This is a genomic window from Mesorhizobium opportunistum WSM2075, assembly GCF_000176035.2.
In the GTDB taxonomy this organism is placed as follows: Bacteria; Pseudomonadota; Alphaproteobacteria; order Rhizobiales; family Rhizobiaceae; genus Mesorhizobium; species Mesorhizobium opportunistum.
The window spans coordinates 3,115,577-3,133,912 of record NC_015675.1 but is presented as its reverse complement, the minus strand read 5'-3'; the positions used below and the strand labels follow the sequence as shown (position 1 = coordinate 3,133,912).

Below are 18,336 nucleotides of genomic sequence, written 5' to 3'. Positions count from 1 at the left end.
ACTTCAAGTATCCGCGGACATCTATTCCGTGACATGGGGCGTGTGCCGTTTGTCCTCCGCGGGTTCGACATCGATCCGCGCCTTTTGCGGGTCGAACGCGCCATGACGCGCAATGGCGCGCGCGGCGGTATCCGGCGTTTCGTATGCCCACATGAAATCGTCGGCCGAGCTGCCCACCGCATGGACGCGCCAATAACTCGCAGTGCCCTTCGGCGGGCTCTCGCTTGTCGTATTCGTCTTTTCGAACAGGTCGAAATAGATGTCCTCGAAAGGGATATAGAACACGGGCTCGTGTCCTTCTTCCCGCAGCACTTTCGCACGTTCCGTCGCCGCGACTATGGCGTCGGAAAATCGCACCGTCACCGTGCCGGCAAACGGCTCTATGGCCAATTGGCCAGCATGGTGCCTTGAACCGGCATGGTGTCTTGAAATTGCGCCTGAAGCTTGCATCTGAATTCTCCTGACTACCGGTTGATGACGGGCGGATTGATGGCGGGATGGCGTCCCGGTTTCGCGATCCCGTGAAAACGAAATGCACGCCGGTGGAGTGAGGTTCCGCTCCGCCAAGAAAGGCTGAGCGGCGGCGGCGCGTTATCGCTTGCCGTGGCTGTCGAGGAAATTGACCAACAGCCGCGAAACCTCTTGCGGAGCTTCACGCGTCGGGAAATGCCCGACCGCATCCAGCACCAACCGCTTGTAGGACGCGGTGAAATGCCCCTCCAGCCCCTCGGAAGATCGAGGCAACACCACACGGTCATCGCCGCCGTGAAGCGTCAGGGTTGGCACGGTGATGATCTTGACCGATGTCGCCTGGCGGGCAAGTTCGGCATAGCGAGGATCGGGCTCGGCTTCTTCCCACCGGACCCGATAGGAATGCAGAGTGACTTCCGCCCAATCCGGGTTTTCGAAGGATTTAGCCACTTCATCGAAGATGGCATCGTCGAACCAGCCCAATGGGCTCCAGCTATCCCACTGGAATCTGGCGAATTCCTTGCGGTTCTTTCGCACGAACTCGGCGCCGCGCTCCGTCGCCATGAACCATTGATACCAGAATGCTTTCGCTTGTTCAGGCGATGGTGTCACCAGCCTGCCCGGTTGCCAGCCAAGCGACAACGCGGCGCAGCATTTGATGCGGTCCGGGAAAACCGACGCCAGCAGGTAGGCGATACGGGCGCCCCAATCGTGGCCGACAATTGCAAAACGGCTGAGGCCGAGCGCATCGGCGAAGTCCAGCACATCCTGCGCCATCGCCGTGATCTCGCCCGAGCGCATGGTCTCCTTCGACAGAAACGATGTCGGTCCACAGCCTCGCAGCCAGGGCGAAAATGTCCGAAAGCCAGCGTCATGAAGGGCCGGCGAAATGCGCGCATAAGTGGTCGCGTCGTCGGGCCAGCCATGCAGCAGAACGACCGGGACGCCATACTGCGGTCCACCGCTGAAATGGGCGATGCGCAGCAGAGGCGTATCGCAATACGAGATGGAGTTCATTTGTTCTGCGGCACGGTCGCTGGCTGGTCGCCGCCAGTCGTGGACTTGGGTCTGGCATCCTGGTCGACCTGCGGGTTCTTGTTGACGGTGTCGGTGTTGGCTTTCGTCGGTTCGCTGTTGTTGTCACATGCGCCCAGCGCAAGGGTGGCGGCCAACACTAGAAATGACAGGGGACTCCTCATGGCAACCTCCTCGGTTGATACTGGACAAAACAAGGCTGCCCGACTTTGGTTGCCAGGCTGAGCACGGGATGGCGCGATTTCACGCCTTCGAGCTTTTTGAACCGTCGCCGACTGTCGGATCGGACACGACCGGACCGCGTTCGGTCTCCGGGCCTTCTGCTTCTATCTCCTGCACGGCCTGGTCCCAGTGTTCCTGCTCACGTCCGGCTGGCCGGCCTTCTCGTTCCCAGATTTCGTAGGCCCGCCGTTTGATACGCTCTTCCCTGCTGTCCATGGTCCGATCCTCCGATTCACAAGTTCCAATCCCGCAGGGTATTTTTTGTTCCTCTGTCGTCGTCAGGAGGCTTGCTGTCGGTTGCTGTGATCTCGGGCAATGTGCATATGGATTATGGTGAAGACCCGGTTGGTTATTTTCGTACCAACTTTTTCGGCAACACCCCGCCAAGGATTCGATGCTGCCCGCGAACCCATGCATTGATGACACTGTCAGGCGGTCCAGGCGGCGTTGAGGGTAAGAGACGCCTCGAGCACCTGCGTCCCACCCGTGTCGCGCATTTTAAGGGTTATCTTGACGAGATCGCGATCCGGCATTTCATCGCGAGCAATGTCATGCAAGATGCGAATTGCTTCCGCTCTTGCCTGCTCTGGGGATTCAAACAGCTGCCCGTTCTCGTCCGAGACTAGGCCATCGCCATTATAGAGATCGAAATAGTAGCGTTTCATTCATGTCACGCTGAAAGCCTCAGCGTTCTAAATACGTCGACACGCGAATGGTTCCCCGTGTGCACTGGCGTTTGCGCGAAAACTGGCGCAGCCTGTCAAATGATAGCGTCCGTCATCTTCCGAAGGCCTAGGGTTCGGCTTCCCGACACACAGGCGATCGGCTTCCCACTTCGATCGCCCCGAGGCCGCCATGCTGGAACCCCTTTATCTGCAACTTAGTCAGCATGACGATCTATCGAACGAAGAGAAGGCTCTGCTCGCCGAGACGGTCGCTTTTGGAAGAGATTTTGAAAAGGGCCAGGATCTCGTCTCGACAGGATCGCGGCCAGCCTACAGCACCATGCTGCTCGACGGCCTGGCGGCACGCTACAAAGTGCTCGAGGATGGTGGCCGGCAGTTCACTTCCTTGCAAGTGCCTGGCGACTTCGTCGACCTCCACGCCTTCCTGCTCCGGAAGATGGACCACGGCATCGTCGCACTTTCGCCTTGCCGTGTCATGTTCGCGGACCACAGCAAATTGAAGGCAATCACCGAACAGGCTCCGCATCTGGCTCGGTTGCTGTGGCTCGACACACTGGTCGATGGCGCTATTCACCGCGAATGGATCGTGGCAATGGGCAGGCGCTCAAAGACTTCGCATCTCGCCCATCTCATATGCGAACTGTTCGTTCGCCTGCAGGTGGTCAAGCGTACCAGCGGCATGAGCTTCAACCTGCCCCTTTCGCAAGCGGAGATGGCCGATGTGCTGGGGCTTTCGGTTGTGCATATGAACCGGGTGATCGGATCCCTGAAAAAGACCAAGGTCATCAGCTGGGTGAACCACACAGTCACCATTCTGGATTGGGATCAGATTGCAGAGCTTGCCGAGTTCGATCCTACGTATCTGAGCATGAACAACGAACCCAGGTGAGCGCCTTGCTTCAAGTCGCAGTGCTGCGCATGGTACCCACTGACGGGCAACGTGCGGGACGTATCGTAATGTCCTTCCAAGCTCACGCATGTGTGGAACCGGCTTGCTAAAGGCGCACGATGTTTGCAAGTTTCAAACGCCTGCGCTGGCCCTCTGCATAGGCAAGGGCAATGGATTCGAGCTCGAACTGACGGCTGTCCTGTTGGTCGTCTCCGACCACACGGACGAACCATTCGCCGCACGCCTCGACGACCTCAATTCGCGGCTCGACGTCGGCGCCGCTGCGTTCGAACTCTTCGTCGTTTTCGCGTTGGAGATGAGCCATCTCCTTCCTCCTGATCTGGCGAAAACGTCAGCGTCCCATCGCACCAAGGTCCGGTCATTTAAATTTGATGGTGCCGATGACTTTTGGCAGTCCCTCGGCTTTATCCCGGAACCAACCCTTTTTTGTGAAGTTTTATCCGGTGAAGGGACGATTTTTTCAGGGAGATTTTCCTATGAAACATGTTCTCATCACCAGCATGCTGGCGATCGGGCTTGGCTGTGGAACGGCGATGGCTCAACAGCAGTCGGAAAGCCAGCAGGGAGCAGATACAAACTGCGCCGCCGGGGCGGCTAACTGCAAGACCGGAACGAAGACCGATGAGCAGGTCCAGGGCAAGGCCAAGATGAAGACCGATGAGCAAGCCCAGGGCAAGGCCGGCGCTACCACGGACCAGCAGGCCCAGGGCAAGCCCAAGATCAAGACCGATGAGCAGGCCCAGGGCAAGGCCGGCGCCACCACGGACCAGCAGGCCCAGGGCAAGCCCAAGATCAAGACCGATGAGCAGGCTCAGGGCAAGGCCGGCGCCACCACGGACCAGCAGGCCCAGGGCAAGACCAAGATGAAGACCGATGAGCAGGCTCAGGGCAAGGCCGGCGCCACCACGGACCAGCAGGCCCAGGGCAAGCCCAAGATCAAGACCGATGAGCAGGCTCAGGGCAAGGCCGGCGCCACCACGGACCAGCAGGCCCAGGGCAAGGCAAAGGTCCAGACCGATGAGCAGGCCCAGGGCAGCGCCGGCACCACCACGGACCAGCAGGCCCAGGGCAAGACCTCTACGCAGGATAAGACTTCAACCGCTTCGATCAACAATGTGACGGTCGAACAGAAAACCCAGATCACCCAGGTGATCAAGGAAACGAAGGTCGAGCCCGTAGCCAATGTCGACTTCGACGTTTCGGTGGGCGTCGAGGTGCCGCGTCACAAGGTCAGGCTGCATCGTCTGCCGGCTCGCATCGTCAAGATTGTCCCGGCTTATGAGTCATATGAGTATTTCGTACTCGCCGACGGCCGGATCGTCATCGTCGACCCGGATACGTACAAGATCGTGCTCATTCTGACCTAGCAGGATACCCCGCAGCCCGTCTTGCCCGCGGCACGACGGGCTGCGTTATTGCCATCCGGCGATCACGGGCAATTACCGATGAAAGGCGAACCGGCGTGGCGTTCGGCTGGAGCATTCAGGCGTTTGGGATACAGAGTGCCAACACCCAGACCGACCTTCACCGCAAAACCGACCTTCACCGCAAGACGCCAGGATAGGCTTCGCCTTTCAACAAGCTAGCGAGATGGGCAGCGTTGGAGGCAGCCATTTCGATCGCGGCGGCGACCTTTTCCGGCGTTTCAGGCAGATCGACATAATTGACACCGCCCATTGCCTCGCCGACCCAGTAGATTCCACTATTGGCGGGAATGGTGAAGCCGACATCGTTCAAGGCTTGAAAGCATGCGGCATGGCAGTGATGCGCCCCATCCTCATTGCCGACGATGGCCACCAGAGCTACCTTTCCGGCTGCCGGCATGCGCCCTTGGCCATCGGTTTCGTCCAAGAACGCGTCCATGCGTTCCAGCACGCGCTTGGCAACGCTCGAGGGCTGACCGAGCCAGATCGGCAACCCAAGCACGAAAATATCGGCTGCCAGAATCTTCTGTCTAAGTTTTGGCCAGTCGTCACCCTTGCCCATGTCTGAAAGCACACCCGGCTTGATGTCGTGATCGAGCGATCGCACGATCTCGCCCTTGACCCCATGCGGCACCAGCGCCGCCAGAAGGTCGGCGAGCAGGCGGTCGGTGGAGGATTTCTCCTTGTCGTCGGAGGCCTTGAGGGAGCAATTGAGGGCGAAGGCTGTCAGTTGCATTTGAACGTCCTTGACTGCTGCGAGAGCTACCCAATCACTCGGCATTGTTGCGGAAATATCTATGGGGATGCGGACGTCACGCGCCAGACCGTGTTTCCGACATCGTCCGCTATCAACAACGCACCCGCCTTGTCGACGGCAACTCCGACCGGCCGCCCATGCGCCTTGTTGTCGTTGTCGAGAAAACCGGTGACGACATCTTGCGGCTTGCCTTCCGGATGACCGTCCTTGAACGCTACGAAGACGACTTTGTAGCCATTGAAGTGCTTGCGGTTCCAGCTGCCATGCTCGCCGACAAAGGCGCCGTTGCGATAAGGGTCCGGCAGGTTGGTTCCGGTGTAGAACACCAGACCCAAAGGTGCGACGTGGGAACTCAGGGCATAGTCCGGAGGGATGGCTTTCGCCACCAGGTCCGGCCGCTGCGGCATCACGCGCGGATCGACATGCTGGCCATAATAGCTGTACGGCCAGCCATAGAAGGCGCCATCCTTGACCGATGTCATGTAATCGGGAACCAGATTGGGCCCGAGCTCGTCACGCTCGTTGATGACCGCCCACAGCGCCCCGCTCCGCGGCTCCCAGCTCAGCCCGTTGGGATTGCGCAGCCCGCTCGCGAAAATGCGATAGCGCCCGGTGGCCCGGTCGACCTCCCAGATCGCGGCCCGGTCCTTCTCGGCCTGGATGCCGTTCTCGGTGATGTTGCTGTTGGAGCCGATGCCGACATAAAGCAGCGACCCGTCAGGACTGGCGACGAGCGACTTGGTCCAGTGGTGGTCGATCGGCCCCCCGGGCAACGGTGTTAGTATGGTGCCGGGCGCGGTGATCTTGGTATCGCCGGTGGTGTAGGGGTAGCGCACGATGGCATCGGTGTTGGCGACGTAGAGATCGTTGCCGACCAGGGCCACGCCGAAGGGCGAATTGAGATGATCGAGGAATATGTCCTGAACATCGGGCATGCCATCGCCGTTCGTGTCGCGCAGCAGGGTGATCCGGTTGCTTCCTTCAGTCTCTCCGCCCGAGGTCGCCATGGACTCGATCCAGCCCATGACCAGGTCTTTCGGACGTTTGATTGCAGCACCGGGCGGCGCCACGGACTCGACCACCAGAATGTCGCCATTCGGCAAAGTGTAGAGCGAGCGCGGGTGCTTCAGTCCTTTCGCGAAGGCCTTGATTTGTAGGCCCTTGGCGACTGTCGGCGTCTCATCCTGTTTCCAGCCGACGACCGAAGCGACATGCATCGGCGGAACAAGATACTGAGTCAGTTCTGGTAGTGTCGGGTTCGCTCCGACCTGATCGCCTGGGTCCGGCTCATCATTGCTGCACGCCGGCAGTATTAGGAGCGAACCGCACAGCAGACCGAGACCTGCCGCGCGCTGGATATATCGGCTGGAAAACAACAGGGCGCTCATTCGACCACCTCCACTCGATTGCGGCCGAAACTCCATTCCAGCAGACAGAGGAGGAGCAGGACGATCACCGCAGCGACTGACAGGGTGAGCCCTGTCGGCACAACCGAGGTCCAGGCATCGCGGCTATGCACCAGCGCGTTGAAGAACGATATGACGAGCACGACGAGATTACCGAGAAGCGAGGGCCACGCAGACCTTGCCGCACCGGAAAGCCGACCGGTGAACAAATCGACAAGCGCCAGCAGAACCGCGAGCACGCCCACGACCAGGCCGGCGAAGAGTAGCCAGGCGGAAAAATCGGCCCACATCATTTCCGCGCTTTGCCAATAGGTTACGTCGGTCAGCAACGTGCCTATGAAACACGCATTGGCCACGGCCATCGGTGTTTTGTGAAGCGGACGCCGGGAGACCACCAACTTGGATTGGGCACGGGCCACGGACATTCTCCACCTTTGAAAGTTGGACCTGTCTTCCAAACCAACTTGTGGTTGGGAGGTTCCCGGATCAGTTTGCGCTCAACAACTCGTGATGGCATCGCAAGGCTATCTCAAAGCTCAGCAAGAGCGCATGCGATTCAAGAATTTTGAGACCGCAAAGTCCGCAAGGTGATCGAGTATCGATGCAGGTCAACCGGCGGAATGCTGTGCTCCCATTCCGTGCGTGATGGCCCGGTCATCAGATAGGCCGACCTTGGCTCGACGACGATGGTCCGGCGATCCCATTTGGTGCCGTTCTTTCGCCGGAGCCGGAAGCTGCAGGGCGCCAGCAGCGAGACACCCGCCACGTCTTCGAAATGAGGCTTGTCACGGTGCCAGCCGATGCCGGCGCCAGGCCGATACTCATTGATCAGCACCTGTGCGAAGGCTTCGGCCGGCCGTCGCGCAAGGGCTGCAACCTTTTCGCGCAGAGGCAACAGAAAGTCAGGTATTGCCGGCGCCTGCACGACTTCGCGCCGATCATAGTCGTAACGCAAGCCAAAACCGACGACCCGCCGGTTGGCCAAATGGCCATGGAAATCGAACGCCTGGAAAGGCAAAGCGCCTAGTTGCCTGGCGAGTTCGGTTTCTTCCCGAGGGGTGATCAATCCGGGCTGGTAGCGAAAACCTTCCGGCAGATCGTCGACAGCACCAAAGAGATCATGCTGAAGCGAGGATGAGCCGGGTGTTTTCGATTTGAACATCGACATCATGGCTAGATGGTGAGGGCCAGCCCGCCTGGCAATATCGGAACGAAACGACCAATCCCACGGATCGCCCCCGCGGAGGACCGTGAGACTCGTTTGAGTGCCAGGAGGCGATCGCTGATCGTGATCTCTTCGCGACGAGTCCGGAACCTGCACGGCACCGCATCGTTGAAGTCTCGTCGAAGCGGGCAAAACACCGTCGTTTTTTCCCGCTTGGCATGATCGGGGTTTCCCCTGATCCAACCAATTGAACAGTGGCGCGAGCGCTCCGCCCAGCCACCGGGGACTGAAATGCTGTCCGATCCGACTGTCGTTATTTTGATGTACTTCATCCTGCCGCTCTGGCTCCTGGCCGGGTTCGCTGATTGGCTATGTCATCGCGCCTCGCATATCGAGACGACGACTGGCGCCAAGGAATCCCTTATTCATCTCCTGATGTTCGTTGAGGTCGGCATTCCGCTACTGGCAGCCATGTTCCTCGATATCAACGCCTCGATCATCGCGGGCATGCTTGTGGCGTTCCTCGTCCACGAAGCCACCGCCATGTGGGATGTGCGCTACGCCACGACAGCACGAACCGTGACGCCGGTCGAGCAGCACGTTCACAGCTTTCTGGAGATGATCCCGCTGATGGGCATCATCATCGTGATCTCCCTGCACTGGGGCCAATTCCTCGCACTCTTCGGTTTGGGATCAGAGCCGGCACGATTCAATCTTGTCTGGAAATCGGAACCTCTGCCCGTCACCTACATCGTGACGATGCTTGTCGTCATTCTGCTGTTCGAATTCCTGCCTTACATCGAGGAATTTGTCCGGGGACTTCGCGCCAATGCCGGAAAACTCGTCCCTGAGAAGGCGCGGAAGGGAGAACCGGGACAGACCGCTCGTCGCTGACGGGCCGACGCCATTCCCGGCGAGCGGGATTCCTCATCCGCCTGTCAGCTTCTGTTTGATCGTTCCAATGACTCCAGCTTCGTCATGCGGAGACCTCATAAAGCGGTTCTCTATCCCGGCCCACTCAGACATGCGCACGATGTCCTCAAAGCCCTTGAGGTCGACGCTTGTTTCAGGGTCCAGTGGCTTGCCCTCGCGCAGATCGTCCAACGCCTGCTGCATGGACTTGATCGCCCGGAACAGCACCGTTGTGGGATAAAGGATCATGTCATACCCCATCTCATGCATCTCCGAAGGCGAGACCCACGGCGTCTTGCCGCCTCGCTCAAGGATGCTCGTGGCCAATGGCACATCTCGGAAGGCGGCACCCACGGTCTTCAGTTCCTTCAGGCTGGTCGGCCCCTCGACATAAACTCCGTCCGCACCCGCCTCCAGATAGCGGTTGCCGCGTTCGATCGCATCATCGATGCCGTTCGGCTCGCGCGCGTCGGTCCGGGCGAGCAGGAAGAAATCGGGATTGCTGCGTGCGGCGACCGCCGCCCGGACCTTTTCCTCCATGAATTCAGGTGGAACCACTTTCTTGCCGGCCATGTGCCCGCAGCGTTTGGGCGGCTTCTGGTCCTCGATGAACAGAGCCGAGGCGCCGACCGCCTCATAACTTCTCACTGTACGCGTCACGTTCTTGACGTCGCCATAACCATCGTCGCCATCGACCAGCACCGGCAGGTCCGAAGCCTCGATGATCTCGCGCGCCTTGGCACACTTTTCGCCGAACTGCTCAAGGTCTATATCGGGCACCGCATGCATGCCGGCAACCATAGCGAAGCCGCCGATCTGATAGGCCGAGAACCCGGCGCGCTCGATCAGCCGAGCCGTCAGTGCATCGCCCGCCGATGGCAGCACCAGCGGCGCATTGTGGTCGATAGTCGATTTCCAGGACAGGCGTCGGACCATCTTCGAACCTCCGATCGAAAACGCGATCGACCAATCGAGGTTCCAGAGCACTTCCCGGGAAAGGCATTCGGCCCGATGTCGCGACAGCCTTGAGGCTGACGCTGCCGGATCCGACAATTGACGGGAACGGAGCGCTATGGCGCCGGTCATGCAAGACCGGGAACCGGCCTCGTCTTGCCGCTCATATGCGCGCCAAGTGTCAATGTTTGCGGGAAATTCCGGACAGCCGCAGCCATCAATAAGGGGCCGCCGGGGCCGAGCGCTATTCGGGCGATAGCCGCGGCAGCGTGGACGCGCGTCGAAAACAATCCTCGCCAGGCCGCTTGATAGCGCCTACCGGCAGCTTCGCGCCCTGCCCGGCCGCTTGGCGCGCCAGAAAGTTCCCTGGCTAGCAGCCAACCAGACTGAAGCGCCATCGAGATGCCTTCGGCGATGATCGGATGAGACTCCCCGGCAGCATTGCCGACACGGAAGATGTCCCTTTCATAGCAGGCCCGGATACCGGGACGGATCGGGCCGGCTGCGAGCCACCGCCCATCGAGACAGGCTCCATCCAGAGCATCGCTGACGCCCCGGCAAGAAGCCATGAGATGATGGAAGACCACGTCAGCGGCCGACACAGGGCTTGCGACGCCATCATGTCCGGAGCCATGTTTCCCGCGCAGTCGCGCGAGCATCTCGCGCCTTATGCAGCACGAGATCGACAACCGGCCATGATCGGCCAAGACCATGCCGCCATAGCCGCCGGGAAACGCCAGCAGAGGCATCAGATCGGGCGCGAGCGTCGAGCCGGTGAAGTGCGCCTTGAAGCCGAGCAGGTCCGATGGATGGTTGATCTTTTCGAGCTGGCTTGGCAGCGATCCCGGTTCCCAGGAACCATGCGCCGCGATAATCACCGGCGCCCGCAAGGTCGTCGTCTCGTCGCCGGAATTCTCGCCCCTCGCCTGAATGCGCACCCTTTGCATGTCCCCATCCCGATCGATGGCGACGGCCCGGCAAGGCTGGAATATTTGGGCGCCCGCCGATCGCGCCGCCTGCAAGAGCAGCGCGTCGAGAATGTCACGGCCCAGCGCGCGGCCGAAGCCGTCTTTTGCAGGACCATATTTTGCGTCCGGCATCGGCGCCTCGACGCAGGTCTCACCGGAAAAGAAGCCTACGCGGCGGATTTCGGGGCCAGCATCAGCGCGCCAGGCATCGCCGATCTCCAGTCGATCGAGAAGCACGAGATTGCTCGCCGAAATGTATTCGCCACAGACCTTGCGGCGCGGGAACGCGCTCTTTTCCACGATCGCCACGGACCACCCATGTCGGGCCAGTGTGAGTGCGGCGGAAGTGCCCGCCGGGCCGGCGCCGATGACGATCGCATCATGGGTCGATAGCTTGCTCACGGGTTCAACTCAAAACCGGCATTGTCGCTGACACCGACGAAGACATGGGAAAAAAGACCGGCGCGCCGTTCCTCGAGCGGCTTGAGACCGGCCGCGAGCCAGAGACCGGACAGTTCGCTGCCGCGAAAGCCGGCACGCACGCTCTGGGCCGCATCATGTCGTGTCACGTCATTGACGCCGATCGCCGGCAGAAGGCGAGCCGCTGTCAGCGACGGCATCGATCTCAGCGGTTCCGTCGCAAGCAGCAGCGGAGCCTTCGGCGCCAGCAGAGAAAACAGTCGCACCAGACTGGCGTCGTCGAAATGATGCAGGAACAGATTGACGGTGATCGCGTCGAACCGCTTGCCCCCAGCGCCTCCCGCCCAGTCGAACACGTCGGCGGTGATGCCTTCGAGGGTCCAACCCAGCCTGCCCAAATCGGCGGAGAGCTCAGCGGTGAGGAGACCGGCGCGATCGAGCATTACTAGTTCCACCTCGGGCCAATGCCTGGCCATGCGCCGCGCCACCGCCAGCATGAAGGTACCGTCGCCCGCTCCTATCTCCAGAATGCGCCGTGGCGGCTTCGGCACGAATTTCCGCAGCAATGACGCCATGATCCGCGCCTGAAACATCAGCGCGTTGATGCGGCGGAGATCGCGGCGCGAGGCGATAGCCCGCGGATCGTCGGCCGCCAATCCGTCTAGGATTTCCGGGACAAGGCGACGTTGGTGCAGTTCGCTCATGATACTGTTCTAAAGAGCATGGTTTCAGCCGTCAGGCCGGGTCCAAACGACATGCCGCAGCCGAGCAGGCCCGGCGGCGCCTTCAGCATCTCTTGCAGCGTGAACATTACGGTGGCCGACGACATGTTTCCGTATCGGCGCAACACCTCGCGCGACGGCTTGAGCGCGGCGGGCGTGAGGTTCAGCGCCCTTTCAACAGCGTCGAGGATAGAGCGGCCGCCGGGGTGAACGGCCCACAGATCGATCGCTTCGGTCGGCCGACCGCCGAGGAAGGCGTCCTGGTTGCTCAACAGCGCGTCGTGGATCGCCGCAGGAACCTGGCCAGAAAGAACCATGTCGAAGCCATGATCGCGAACGTCCCATCTCATCAGGTCCCGTCGCTCGTCCGCGACAACGCAGTGGAAACTGTCGAGCTTGATGCCGGGCGGTTCGGCTGTGACGAGCGCGGCCGCGCAGCCGTCGCCCCAAAGACAGAAGGACAGCAGCTTTTCCAGTTCGGTGGTTTCATTGAGATGCAAGGTGCAGAGCTCGATATTGACCAGCAAGACTTTCGATTGCGGGTCGGAGCGAACGATATGGCGGGCCAGCTTGAGGCCATTAATCGCGGCGTAGCAGCCCATGAACCCGATCATCGTGCGCTCGATCCTGTCCGACAGGCCGCAGCTCTGAACCAGGTCCAGGTCGATACCTGGCGCGGAAAACCCGGTGCAGGTGGTGACGATCAGATGGGTGATGCGCGACGCTTCGTCGCCAAGCTGCAATCCGTCGACGCCTTTTTTTGCCAGGACAGGAGCGGCTTCACAAAACATCGCCATTCTCGCGGCCGTTCCGGGGAATGCGCCGCGGACAAAGGTTCCGGCACGGTCGACATACGCTCCTTCGGGGTCGATGGCGGGCGCAAAGCAGGAATAGCGGCTTTCGATGCCGGCAAGGCCGGCCATGCGTTCAAAGATCCTCCTGCGATTGGCCGCAAGCATCGAAGCCGCGAACCGCAGATAGAATTGATGAACTTCATGCTCCGGGACCGCTGTCGCGATCCGGTTGACATAGGCGTTGGCAGACATTTCCGGTCTCCTTGGGCGTCGTGCGCGGTGTCGCCGCTGCCGAAGGGTCTTTGCTCTACGGCACCAATGTCGGGGCGCCGGCTTTGAGCGTTGCCTGTCCCACAAACGCTTCCCACAACGAGTTTCGTCCCGCCGTGCCAGATTCAAGGGGCAGCATCCAACGACGGGAAGTTTTGGCGGCCGCCGTCGCGGATACCACTTTCGGCCTAATGTGCTACTGCGGCGGCTCGTTGCCGACGTCCGCCATCTCGTCCTTGAAGTTGACCGTGGTGCCTTCTTGCACCATGGAGGCGAGGTCTTCGGCATCCCAGTTGGTCAGCCTGATACAGCCGTGCGAGAACGTCGTGCCGATCTTGCCGGGTTCGGGCGTGCCATGAATGCCGTAGCTTTCGATGGAAAGGTCGATCCAGACCGATCCCACCGGATTGTTCGGACCGGCTGCGATAGTGAAGGGCCGCTTGGTCCTGATGCCCTTGAAAGCGAACTTCGGATCGTAGTGATAGGTGGGGTTGTGCACCACCCGCCTGACCTCTGCCGTGCCGCTCGGCGCCGGCTTCTCGTCGCTTCCGATCGAGGCGGGGTAGACTGCGAGCCATTTGCCGGATGCATCGAGCACGCGCACCACGCGAGCGCCCTTGTCGACCTCGACGCCGGCAATGGCCGCTGGAGGATCGCCTCGGCCAACGTCAGGCACCATCAACATCGTGCCTGCCTTCCGGAAGGTGGCGCCTGGATTGAGCATTTTCAGCAATTTTTCGCTGACATGGAAGCGCTCCGCCAGCCTCTCCATCGCGTTGCGATAGCCGAGCCGCCGCAGACTGGCCATCTTCTCCATGCGAGCCGGAATACGCTTGGTGAAAGGTCCACGCACATCCTTGGGCGCCAGTTCGTAGGCAATCAGGGCCGGACGGGCGGAGGCTGCTATCAGCTTGTCCCAGGTCTCGCGTGTGAGCTTGCCGTCGGCCTGGAGACCGTTCGCTGTCTGATAGGCACCGACCGCCTTGGCGAAGTTCTCCGACAGGCGGCCATCGATCAGGCCCGGCGAGAAGCGGGCACGATCCAAAAGGATCTGCGCCCTCAGAACGGTCGGATCGACGCCTCTCGGCTCGCCGGTAGCGAATTGGGCCTGGTTGACGGCGTTCGGGTCCAGCTTGGCTGCATCCGTCGCACCGCATGCAAGGGCGAGCGCCGCGGCGACGACAAGAAGGAGCCTGATCATCGATGTCGCTTTCCTTGGTTGCAACCAACCTGCTTCTATGACGCGGTACGGCCCAACTGGTTCCCCTGGCTATCAGATGCACCGTCGGCGTTAGGCGCAGTATTGACGTCGACAGGAGTTGGCAGACTTCTCCTGTTCAGGCCGGAACTGGATCGCGTTTCCTTCAGGCTTGCATCGCCACGCGGCTATGACGCGCAACAATTTTTTCCTCGTCAGTCGCAACCACACGGATTTCCACCTTGCTGTCTGGACGACTGATGATCTCGGCGTGGGCGTCATTGGCATGTTGGTCAAGCGCCACGCCAAGCCACGTCAATTTCCCGCATATCGCCTTGCGGATGGAGGACGACCGTTCACCGATGCCGCCTGTGAACACCAGGCATTCGAGCCCACCCATCGTGTTTGCGAGCGCTGCGGCCTCCCTCGCGGCGCGGAAGGCGAAAAGCTCCATCGCCTCATGGGCGCGAGGGTCATCGCTCGCTTCCAGCGTCCGCATGTCGCCCGAAATACCGGATACACCGAGCAGTCCGGATCGCTCGTAAAGGATCGTCTGCAATTCGTCCGCCGCGACGCCTCTTTCCAACAGGAGATACAGCAGCACGCCGGGGTCGATGGCGCCGCAGCGCGTACCCATGACAAGGCCGTCGAGGGCGGAAAACCCCATCGTGGTATCGACGCTTTTGCCCTCGCGCAGGGCACAAAGACTTGCCCCGTTGCCGAGATGGGCGACGATGGTGCGTTTCGCCACGAGAGATGGCGATATCTCGCCGAGCCGCCCGGCGATATATTCGTAGGAAAGGCCGTGGAAACCGTAGCGGCGCAGGCCCTCCCCTTCATATTCGCGCGGAAGCGCAAAGCGCCGCACGAGCGGTTCGATCGTCCGATGGAAGGCAGTGTCGAAACACCCGACCTGTGGCAGGTCCGGTTGCAGGGCGGCTATGGCGCGGACCGGCGCGAGGCTGCGGGGCTGGTGCAGCGGAGCGAGCGGCGTCAGCCTGTCGATGGCCTCGATGATGTCTGGGGTCAACCGGACGGGTTCGATGAACGCGCTCCCGCCATGCACGATACGATGGCCGGCGCAGATAAGTTTTCTTCCACCAAGTTCGCTCTGCACCCAATTCAGCATCTCGCCGATGGCTGTGTCACGCGGCTTGTCGGCGGCGAGTTGCCGGTTGCACAGCGCCGTTCCGTCGGCCGCTGTCGCGCGCAGTGTAGGTACGTCGCCCAGATCCAGCGTGCCGCGCGAAACGAGTTGTAGATCTTGCGGCGAAGCAAGATCGTAAAGCGCGAACTTGATACTGGACGAGCCGGCATTCAATGCCAGGATCGACTGGCGCATCATTGGCGGACCTTTGCCGCGTTCGCGGGCCAGCTCCATTTCTGGATTTCGGGCATATCTTCGCCATGCTCGCGGACATAGGCCTTGTGCTTCACCAGCCGGTCGTGGAGCTCGCCGGCAAGGCCTTCGGTCCTTTCGGCCAGTCCCGGCACGCGCTCGATAGCGGCAAGCGCGAGGTGGTAGCGATCGAGTTCGTTGAGCACCACCATGTCGAACGGCGTCGTCGTGGTGCCCTCCTCGCGGAAGCCGTGCACATGCATGTTGTCATGGTTGGCGCGGCGATAGGTCAGGCGATGGATGATGTAGGGATAGCCGTGATAGGCGAAAATGACCGGCCGTGTTTTGGTGAACAACGCGTCGAAGGCCTGGTCGGCGAGACCGTGCGGATGCTCGGTGTTCGACTGCAACGTCATCAGGTCGACGACGTTGACGACGCGGATTTTCAGGTCGGGGATCGCGGAGCGCAAAATGTCCGTCGCGGCCAGCGTTTCCAGCGTCGGCACGTCTCCGGCGCAGGCCATGACTACATCCGGCTCCTCGCCCTTGGCCAGGGTGCCGGCCCATTCCCAGATGCCCGCGCCCGCTTTGCAATGGGCTTCGGCTTCCTCGACGGACAGCCACTGCGGCGTCGGCTGCTTGCCGGCTGTGATGACGTTGATGCGGTTATAGGTCCTCAGGCAATGGTCGGTAATCCACAGCAGGGTGTTGGCATCCGGCGGGAAGTAGAGCCTGACGGTGTCGGCCTTCTTGTTGGCGACCAGGTCGGCAAAACCCGGATCCTGATGACTGAAGCCATTGTGGTCCTGGCGCCAGACATGAGAGGTCAAGAGATAGTTGAGCGAGGCGATCGGCTTGCGCCAGGCGAGTTCGCCGGAGGTCTTCAGCCATTTGGCATGCTGGTTGACCATGGAATCGACGATATGGATGAAGGCCTCGTAGCATGAGAACAGTCCGTGACGGCCGGTGAGCAGATAACCTTCGAGCCAGCCCTGGCAGAGATGCTCGCTCAGCACTTCCATGACGCGGCCGTCGCGGGAAAGATGGACGTCGTAAGGCTCGATGCCCTCCATCCAGACCCGATCGGTGGCCTCGAACACATCGTCGAGGCGATTGGACGATGTCTCATCCGGTCCCATGAGCCGGAAGTTTTGCGCTTTGGCATTGAGGCGGAACACGTCGCGAAGGTAGCTTCCACAAATCCGCGTCGCTTCGGCAACGACCCCTCCCGGCCGGGGCACTTCCAGCGCCAGGCCTTTCCAGTCCGGAAGCACAAGGTCGCGCTTCAACAGCCCGCCATTCGCATATGGGCTCGCGCCCATGCGCTTTGATCCAGTCGGAGCCAGCGCAGCGAGTTCCGGCAGAAGGTGTCCGTTTCTGTCGAACAGTTTCTCCGGCTCATAGCTTCGCATCCAGGTTTCGAGGATCTTGCGGTGTTCCTCATTTCCCCGCGCGTTCGACACCGGCACTTGATGCGCACGCCAGAAGCCTTCGACCTTCTCGCCATCGACTTTCTTTGGTCCGGTCCAGCCCTTGGGGCTGCGCAGCACGATCATCGGCCACAGCGGACGCCCGCCACGCCATCCCGGCGACCGGGCCTGTTCCTGAACGGACCGGATGCGATCGAGCACCGTGTCGAGCGTCCCGGCCATGGATTGGTGCATGGCAAGCGGCTCGTGGCCTTCGACGAAGAACGGTTCGTAGCCATAGCCAGCGAAAAGGTTTCGCAACTCCTGGTCGTCCATGCGGCCAAGGATTGTTGGATTGGCGATCTTGTAGCCGTTAAGATGCAGGATCGGCAGGACGGCGCCATCCGACGCCGGGTTCAGGAACTTGTTGGAATGCCATGACGCCGCGAGCGGACCGGTCTCGGCTTCGCCGTCGCCAACGACGCAGGCAACCACCAGATCCGGATTGTCGAAGGCCGCACCAAAGGCATGGACCAACGCATATCCGAGTTCGCCGCCCTCATGGATGGAGCCGGGCGTTTCGGGCGCGGCGTGGCTTGGCACGCCGCCGGGGAAGGAAAACTGCCGGAACAGTTTCCTCAGACCGTCCTCGCCCTGCCCGATATCAGGATAGATTTCGCTGTAGGTGCCCTCGAGCCAGGTGTTGGCGACCATCGCGGGGCCGCCATGGCCCGGGCCGCAGATGAACAGGATATCGAGTTCGCGTTCGCGGATAACGCGGTTCAGATGCAGGTAGAGAAAATTCAGGCCCGGCGTCGTGCCCCAATGGCCAAGCAGCCGCGGCTTGACGTGCTCGGCCTTCAAGGGTTCGCGCAACAGCGGATTGTCGAGCAGGTAGATCTGGCCGACCGAGATGTAGTTCGCGGCACGCCAGTAGCGGTCCATGAGATCGATCCGTTCGAGGCCGATCGCCCGCGGCGTTGCACCAGCCTTGTCGTTCATTGCCCAACCTCCAGTACCGATTCTCCAGCAGCGCTTCGCTGCAGGTAACTGGAGCGGCTGCGCGCCCGAGCAAGCCCTGGCGGCCACCATCTGGCCGGCATCGAACCGCGCCCTGCCAAGCAGGCGGGAGCCCGCTCGCGATTCAGGATGGGCTGGCGGCCTGTGCGGGGAATGTGGGAACCTTGAAGTCCTCCAGCGGTTAGAGACTGGAGCGCGACAGCCGAGCTCAAGGCAATGGCTGACCAAGGTGTCGCGAAGGATGTCCTCGAGGC

20 protein-coding genes are annotated in these 18,336 nt (G+C 61.1%); 3 read left to right on the top strand and 17 right to left on the bottom strand.

Annotated features, from left to right (window positions below):
* Positions 1-21: 21 nt before the first annotated feature.
* From MESOP_RS15000 to MESOP_RS14980, 5 genes are all read right to left on the bottom strand, one after another.
* The gene (locus MESOP_RS15000; protein ID WP_013894160.1) at positions 22-450 is read right to left on the bottom strand and encodes a DUF427 domain-containing protein; all 429 of its coding nucleotides are present in this window, start codon (positions 448-450) and stop codon (positions 22-24) included.
* Between the two features lie 141 nt (positions 451-591).
* Positions 592-1,488, bottom strand: a complete 897-nt coding sequence (locus MESOP_RS14995) for an alpha/beta fold hydrolase (RefSeq protein ID WP_013894159.1) — start codon at positions 1,486-1,488, stop codon at positions 592-594.
* A complete protein-coding gene (locus MESOP_RS14990; protein ID WP_013894158.1) occupies positions 1,485-1,670 on the bottom strand; it encodes a hypothetical protein in 186 nt (61 codons plus the stop codon). Before MESOP_RS14990 ends, MESOP_RS14995 begins: the two co-directional genes overlap by 4 nt.
* Positions 1,671-1,749: 79 nt before the next feature.
* Positions 1,750-1,944, bottom strand: a complete 195-nt coding sequence (locus MESOP_RS14985; protein WP_013894157.1) for a DUF2934 domain-containing protein — start codon at positions 1,942-1,944, stop codon at positions 1,750-1,752.
* Positions 1,945-2,156: 212 nt separating this feature from the next.
* Positions 2,157-2,393: a DUF6894 family protein gene (locus MESOP_RS14980; RefSeq protein ID WP_013894156.1), complete on the bottom strand. Its 237-nt coding sequence runs from the start codon at positions 2,391-2,393 to the stop codon at positions 2,157-2,159.
* Positions 2,394-2,583: 190 nt separating this feature from the next.
* On the opposite strand from MESOP_RS14980, the gene MESOP_RS14975 reads away from it, so the two are divergent.
* A complete protein-coding gene (locus MESOP_RS14975) occupies positions 2,584-3,303 on the top strand; it encodes a Crp/Fnr family transcriptional regulator (protein ID WP_013894155.1) in 720 nt (239 codons plus the stop codon).
* Between the two features lie 106 nt (positions 3,304-3,409).
* Here the strand turns inward: MESOP_RS14975 and MESOP_RS14970 are convergent, their stop codons facing one another.
* Complete coding sequence (locus MESOP_RS14970; protein WP_013894154.1) at positions 3,410-3,628, bottom strand: hypothetical protein; 219 nt, start codon at positions 3,626-3,628, stop codon at positions 3,410-3,412.
* Between the two features lie 172 nt (positions 3,629-3,800).
* Here MESOP_RS14970 and MESOP_RS14965 point away from each other — a divergent pair, with 172 nt between their 5' ends.
* Entirely contained in the window at positions 3,801-4,691 is an 891-nt protein-coding gene (locus MESOP_RS14965) for a DUF1236 domain-containing protein (protein ID WP_013894153.1), read from the top strand.
* Positions 4,692-4,866: 175 nt separating this feature from the next.
* Here MESOP_RS14965 and MESOP_RS14960 read toward each other — a convergent pair whose 3' ends face one another.
* The 4 genes from MESOP_RS14960 to MESOP_RS14945 all read right to left on the bottom strand — a co-directional run bounded on the left by MESOP_RS14960 (position 4,867) and on the right by MESOP_RS14945 (position 8,079).
* The gene (locus MESOP_RS14960) at positions 4,867-5,484 is read right to left on the bottom strand and encodes a flavodoxin family protein (RefSeq protein ID WP_013894152.1); all 618 of its coding nucleotides are present in this window, start codon (positions 5,482-5,484) and stop codon (positions 4,867-4,869) included.
* A 59-nt stretch (positions 5,485-5,543) separates the two neighbouring features.
* Entirely contained in the window at positions 5,544-6,893 is a 1,350-nt protein-coding gene (locus tag MESOP_RS14955; RefSeq protein WP_013894151.1) for a PQQ-dependent sugar dehydrogenase, read from the bottom strand.
* Positions 6,890-7,336, bottom strand: a complete 447-nt coding sequence (locus tag MESOP_RS14950) for a DUF2231 domain-containing protein (protein ID WP_013894150.1) — start codon at positions 7,334-7,336, stop codon at positions 6,890-6,892. The genes MESOP_RS14955 and MESOP_RS14950 overlap by 4 nt, the downstream gene beginning before the upstream one ends.
* A 131-nt stretch (positions 7,337-7,467) precedes the next feature.
* Positions 7,468-8,079, bottom strand: a complete 612-nt coding sequence (locus tag MESOP_RS14945; RefSeq protein WP_049802459.1) for an alpha-ketoglutarate-dependent dioxygenase AlkB — start codon at positions 8,077-8,079, stop codon at positions 7,468-7,470.
* A 288-nt stretch (positions 8,080-8,367) separates the two neighbouring features.
* Between MESOP_RS14945 and MESOP_RS14940 the strand changes: the two genes are divergently transcribed.
* Entirely contained in the window at positions 8,368-8,970 is a 603-nt protein-coding gene (locus MESOP_RS14940) for a hypothetical protein (RefSeq protein ID WP_013894148.1), read from the top strand.
* 33 nt (positions 8,971-9,003) lie between these two features.
* Here MESOP_RS14940 and MESOP_RS14935 read toward each other — a convergent pair whose 3' ends face one another.
* The 7 genes from MESOP_RS14935 to MESOP_RS14905 form a co-directional block, all read right to left on the bottom strand.
* Positions 9,004-9,924, bottom strand: a complete 921-nt coding sequence (locus MESOP_RS14935; protein ID WP_013894147.1) for an isocitrate lyase/PEP mutase family protein — start codon at positions 9,922-9,924, stop codon at positions 9,004-9,006.
* A gap of 146 nt (positions 9,925-10,070) precedes the next feature.
* Positions 10,071-11,312 carry an NAD(P)/FAD-dependent oxidoreductase gene (locus MESOP_RS14930; protein ID WP_013894146.1) on the bottom strand — a complete coding sequence of 414 codons (1,242 nt, stop codon included), beginning with the start codon at positions 11,310-11,312 and terminating at the stop codon, positions 10,071-10,073.
* Complete coding sequence (locus MESOP_RS14925; RefSeq protein ID WP_013894145.1) at positions 11,309-12,034, bottom strand: methyltransferase domain-containing protein; 726 nt, start codon at positions 12,032-12,034, stop codon at positions 11,309-11,311. The genes MESOP_RS14930 and MESOP_RS14925 overlap by 4 nt, the downstream gene beginning before the upstream one ends.
* Positions 12,031-13,098, bottom strand: a complete 1,068-nt coding sequence (locus tag MESOP_RS14920; protein WP_013894144.1) for a type III polyketide synthase — start codon at positions 13,096-13,098, stop codon at positions 12,031-12,033. The genes MESOP_RS14925 and MESOP_RS14920 overlap by 4 nt, the downstream gene beginning before the upstream one ends.
* A 214-nt stretch (positions 13,099-13,312) precedes the next feature.
* Positions 13,313-14,317, bottom strand: coding sequence for a L,D-transpeptidase family protein (locus tag MESOP_RS14915; RefSeq protein WP_013894143.1), 1,005 nt, complete (start codon positions 14,315-14,317; stop codon positions 13,313-13,315).
* Between the two features lie 163 nt (positions 14,318-14,480).
* Positions 14,481-15,659 carry an acetate/propionate family kinase gene (locus MESOP_RS14910; protein WP_013894142.1) on the bottom strand — a complete coding sequence of 393 codons (1,179 nt, stop codon included), beginning with the start codon at positions 15,657-15,659 and terminating at the stop codon, positions 14,481-14,483.
* Positions 15,656-18,064, bottom strand: coding sequence for a phosphoketolase family protein (locus MESOP_RS14905; protein ID WP_013894141.1), 2,409 nt, complete (start codon positions 18,062-18,064; stop codon positions 15,656-15,658). Before MESOP_RS14905 ends, MESOP_RS14910 begins: the two co-directional genes overlap by 4 nt.
* Positions 18,065-18,336 lie beyond the last annotated feature (272 nt).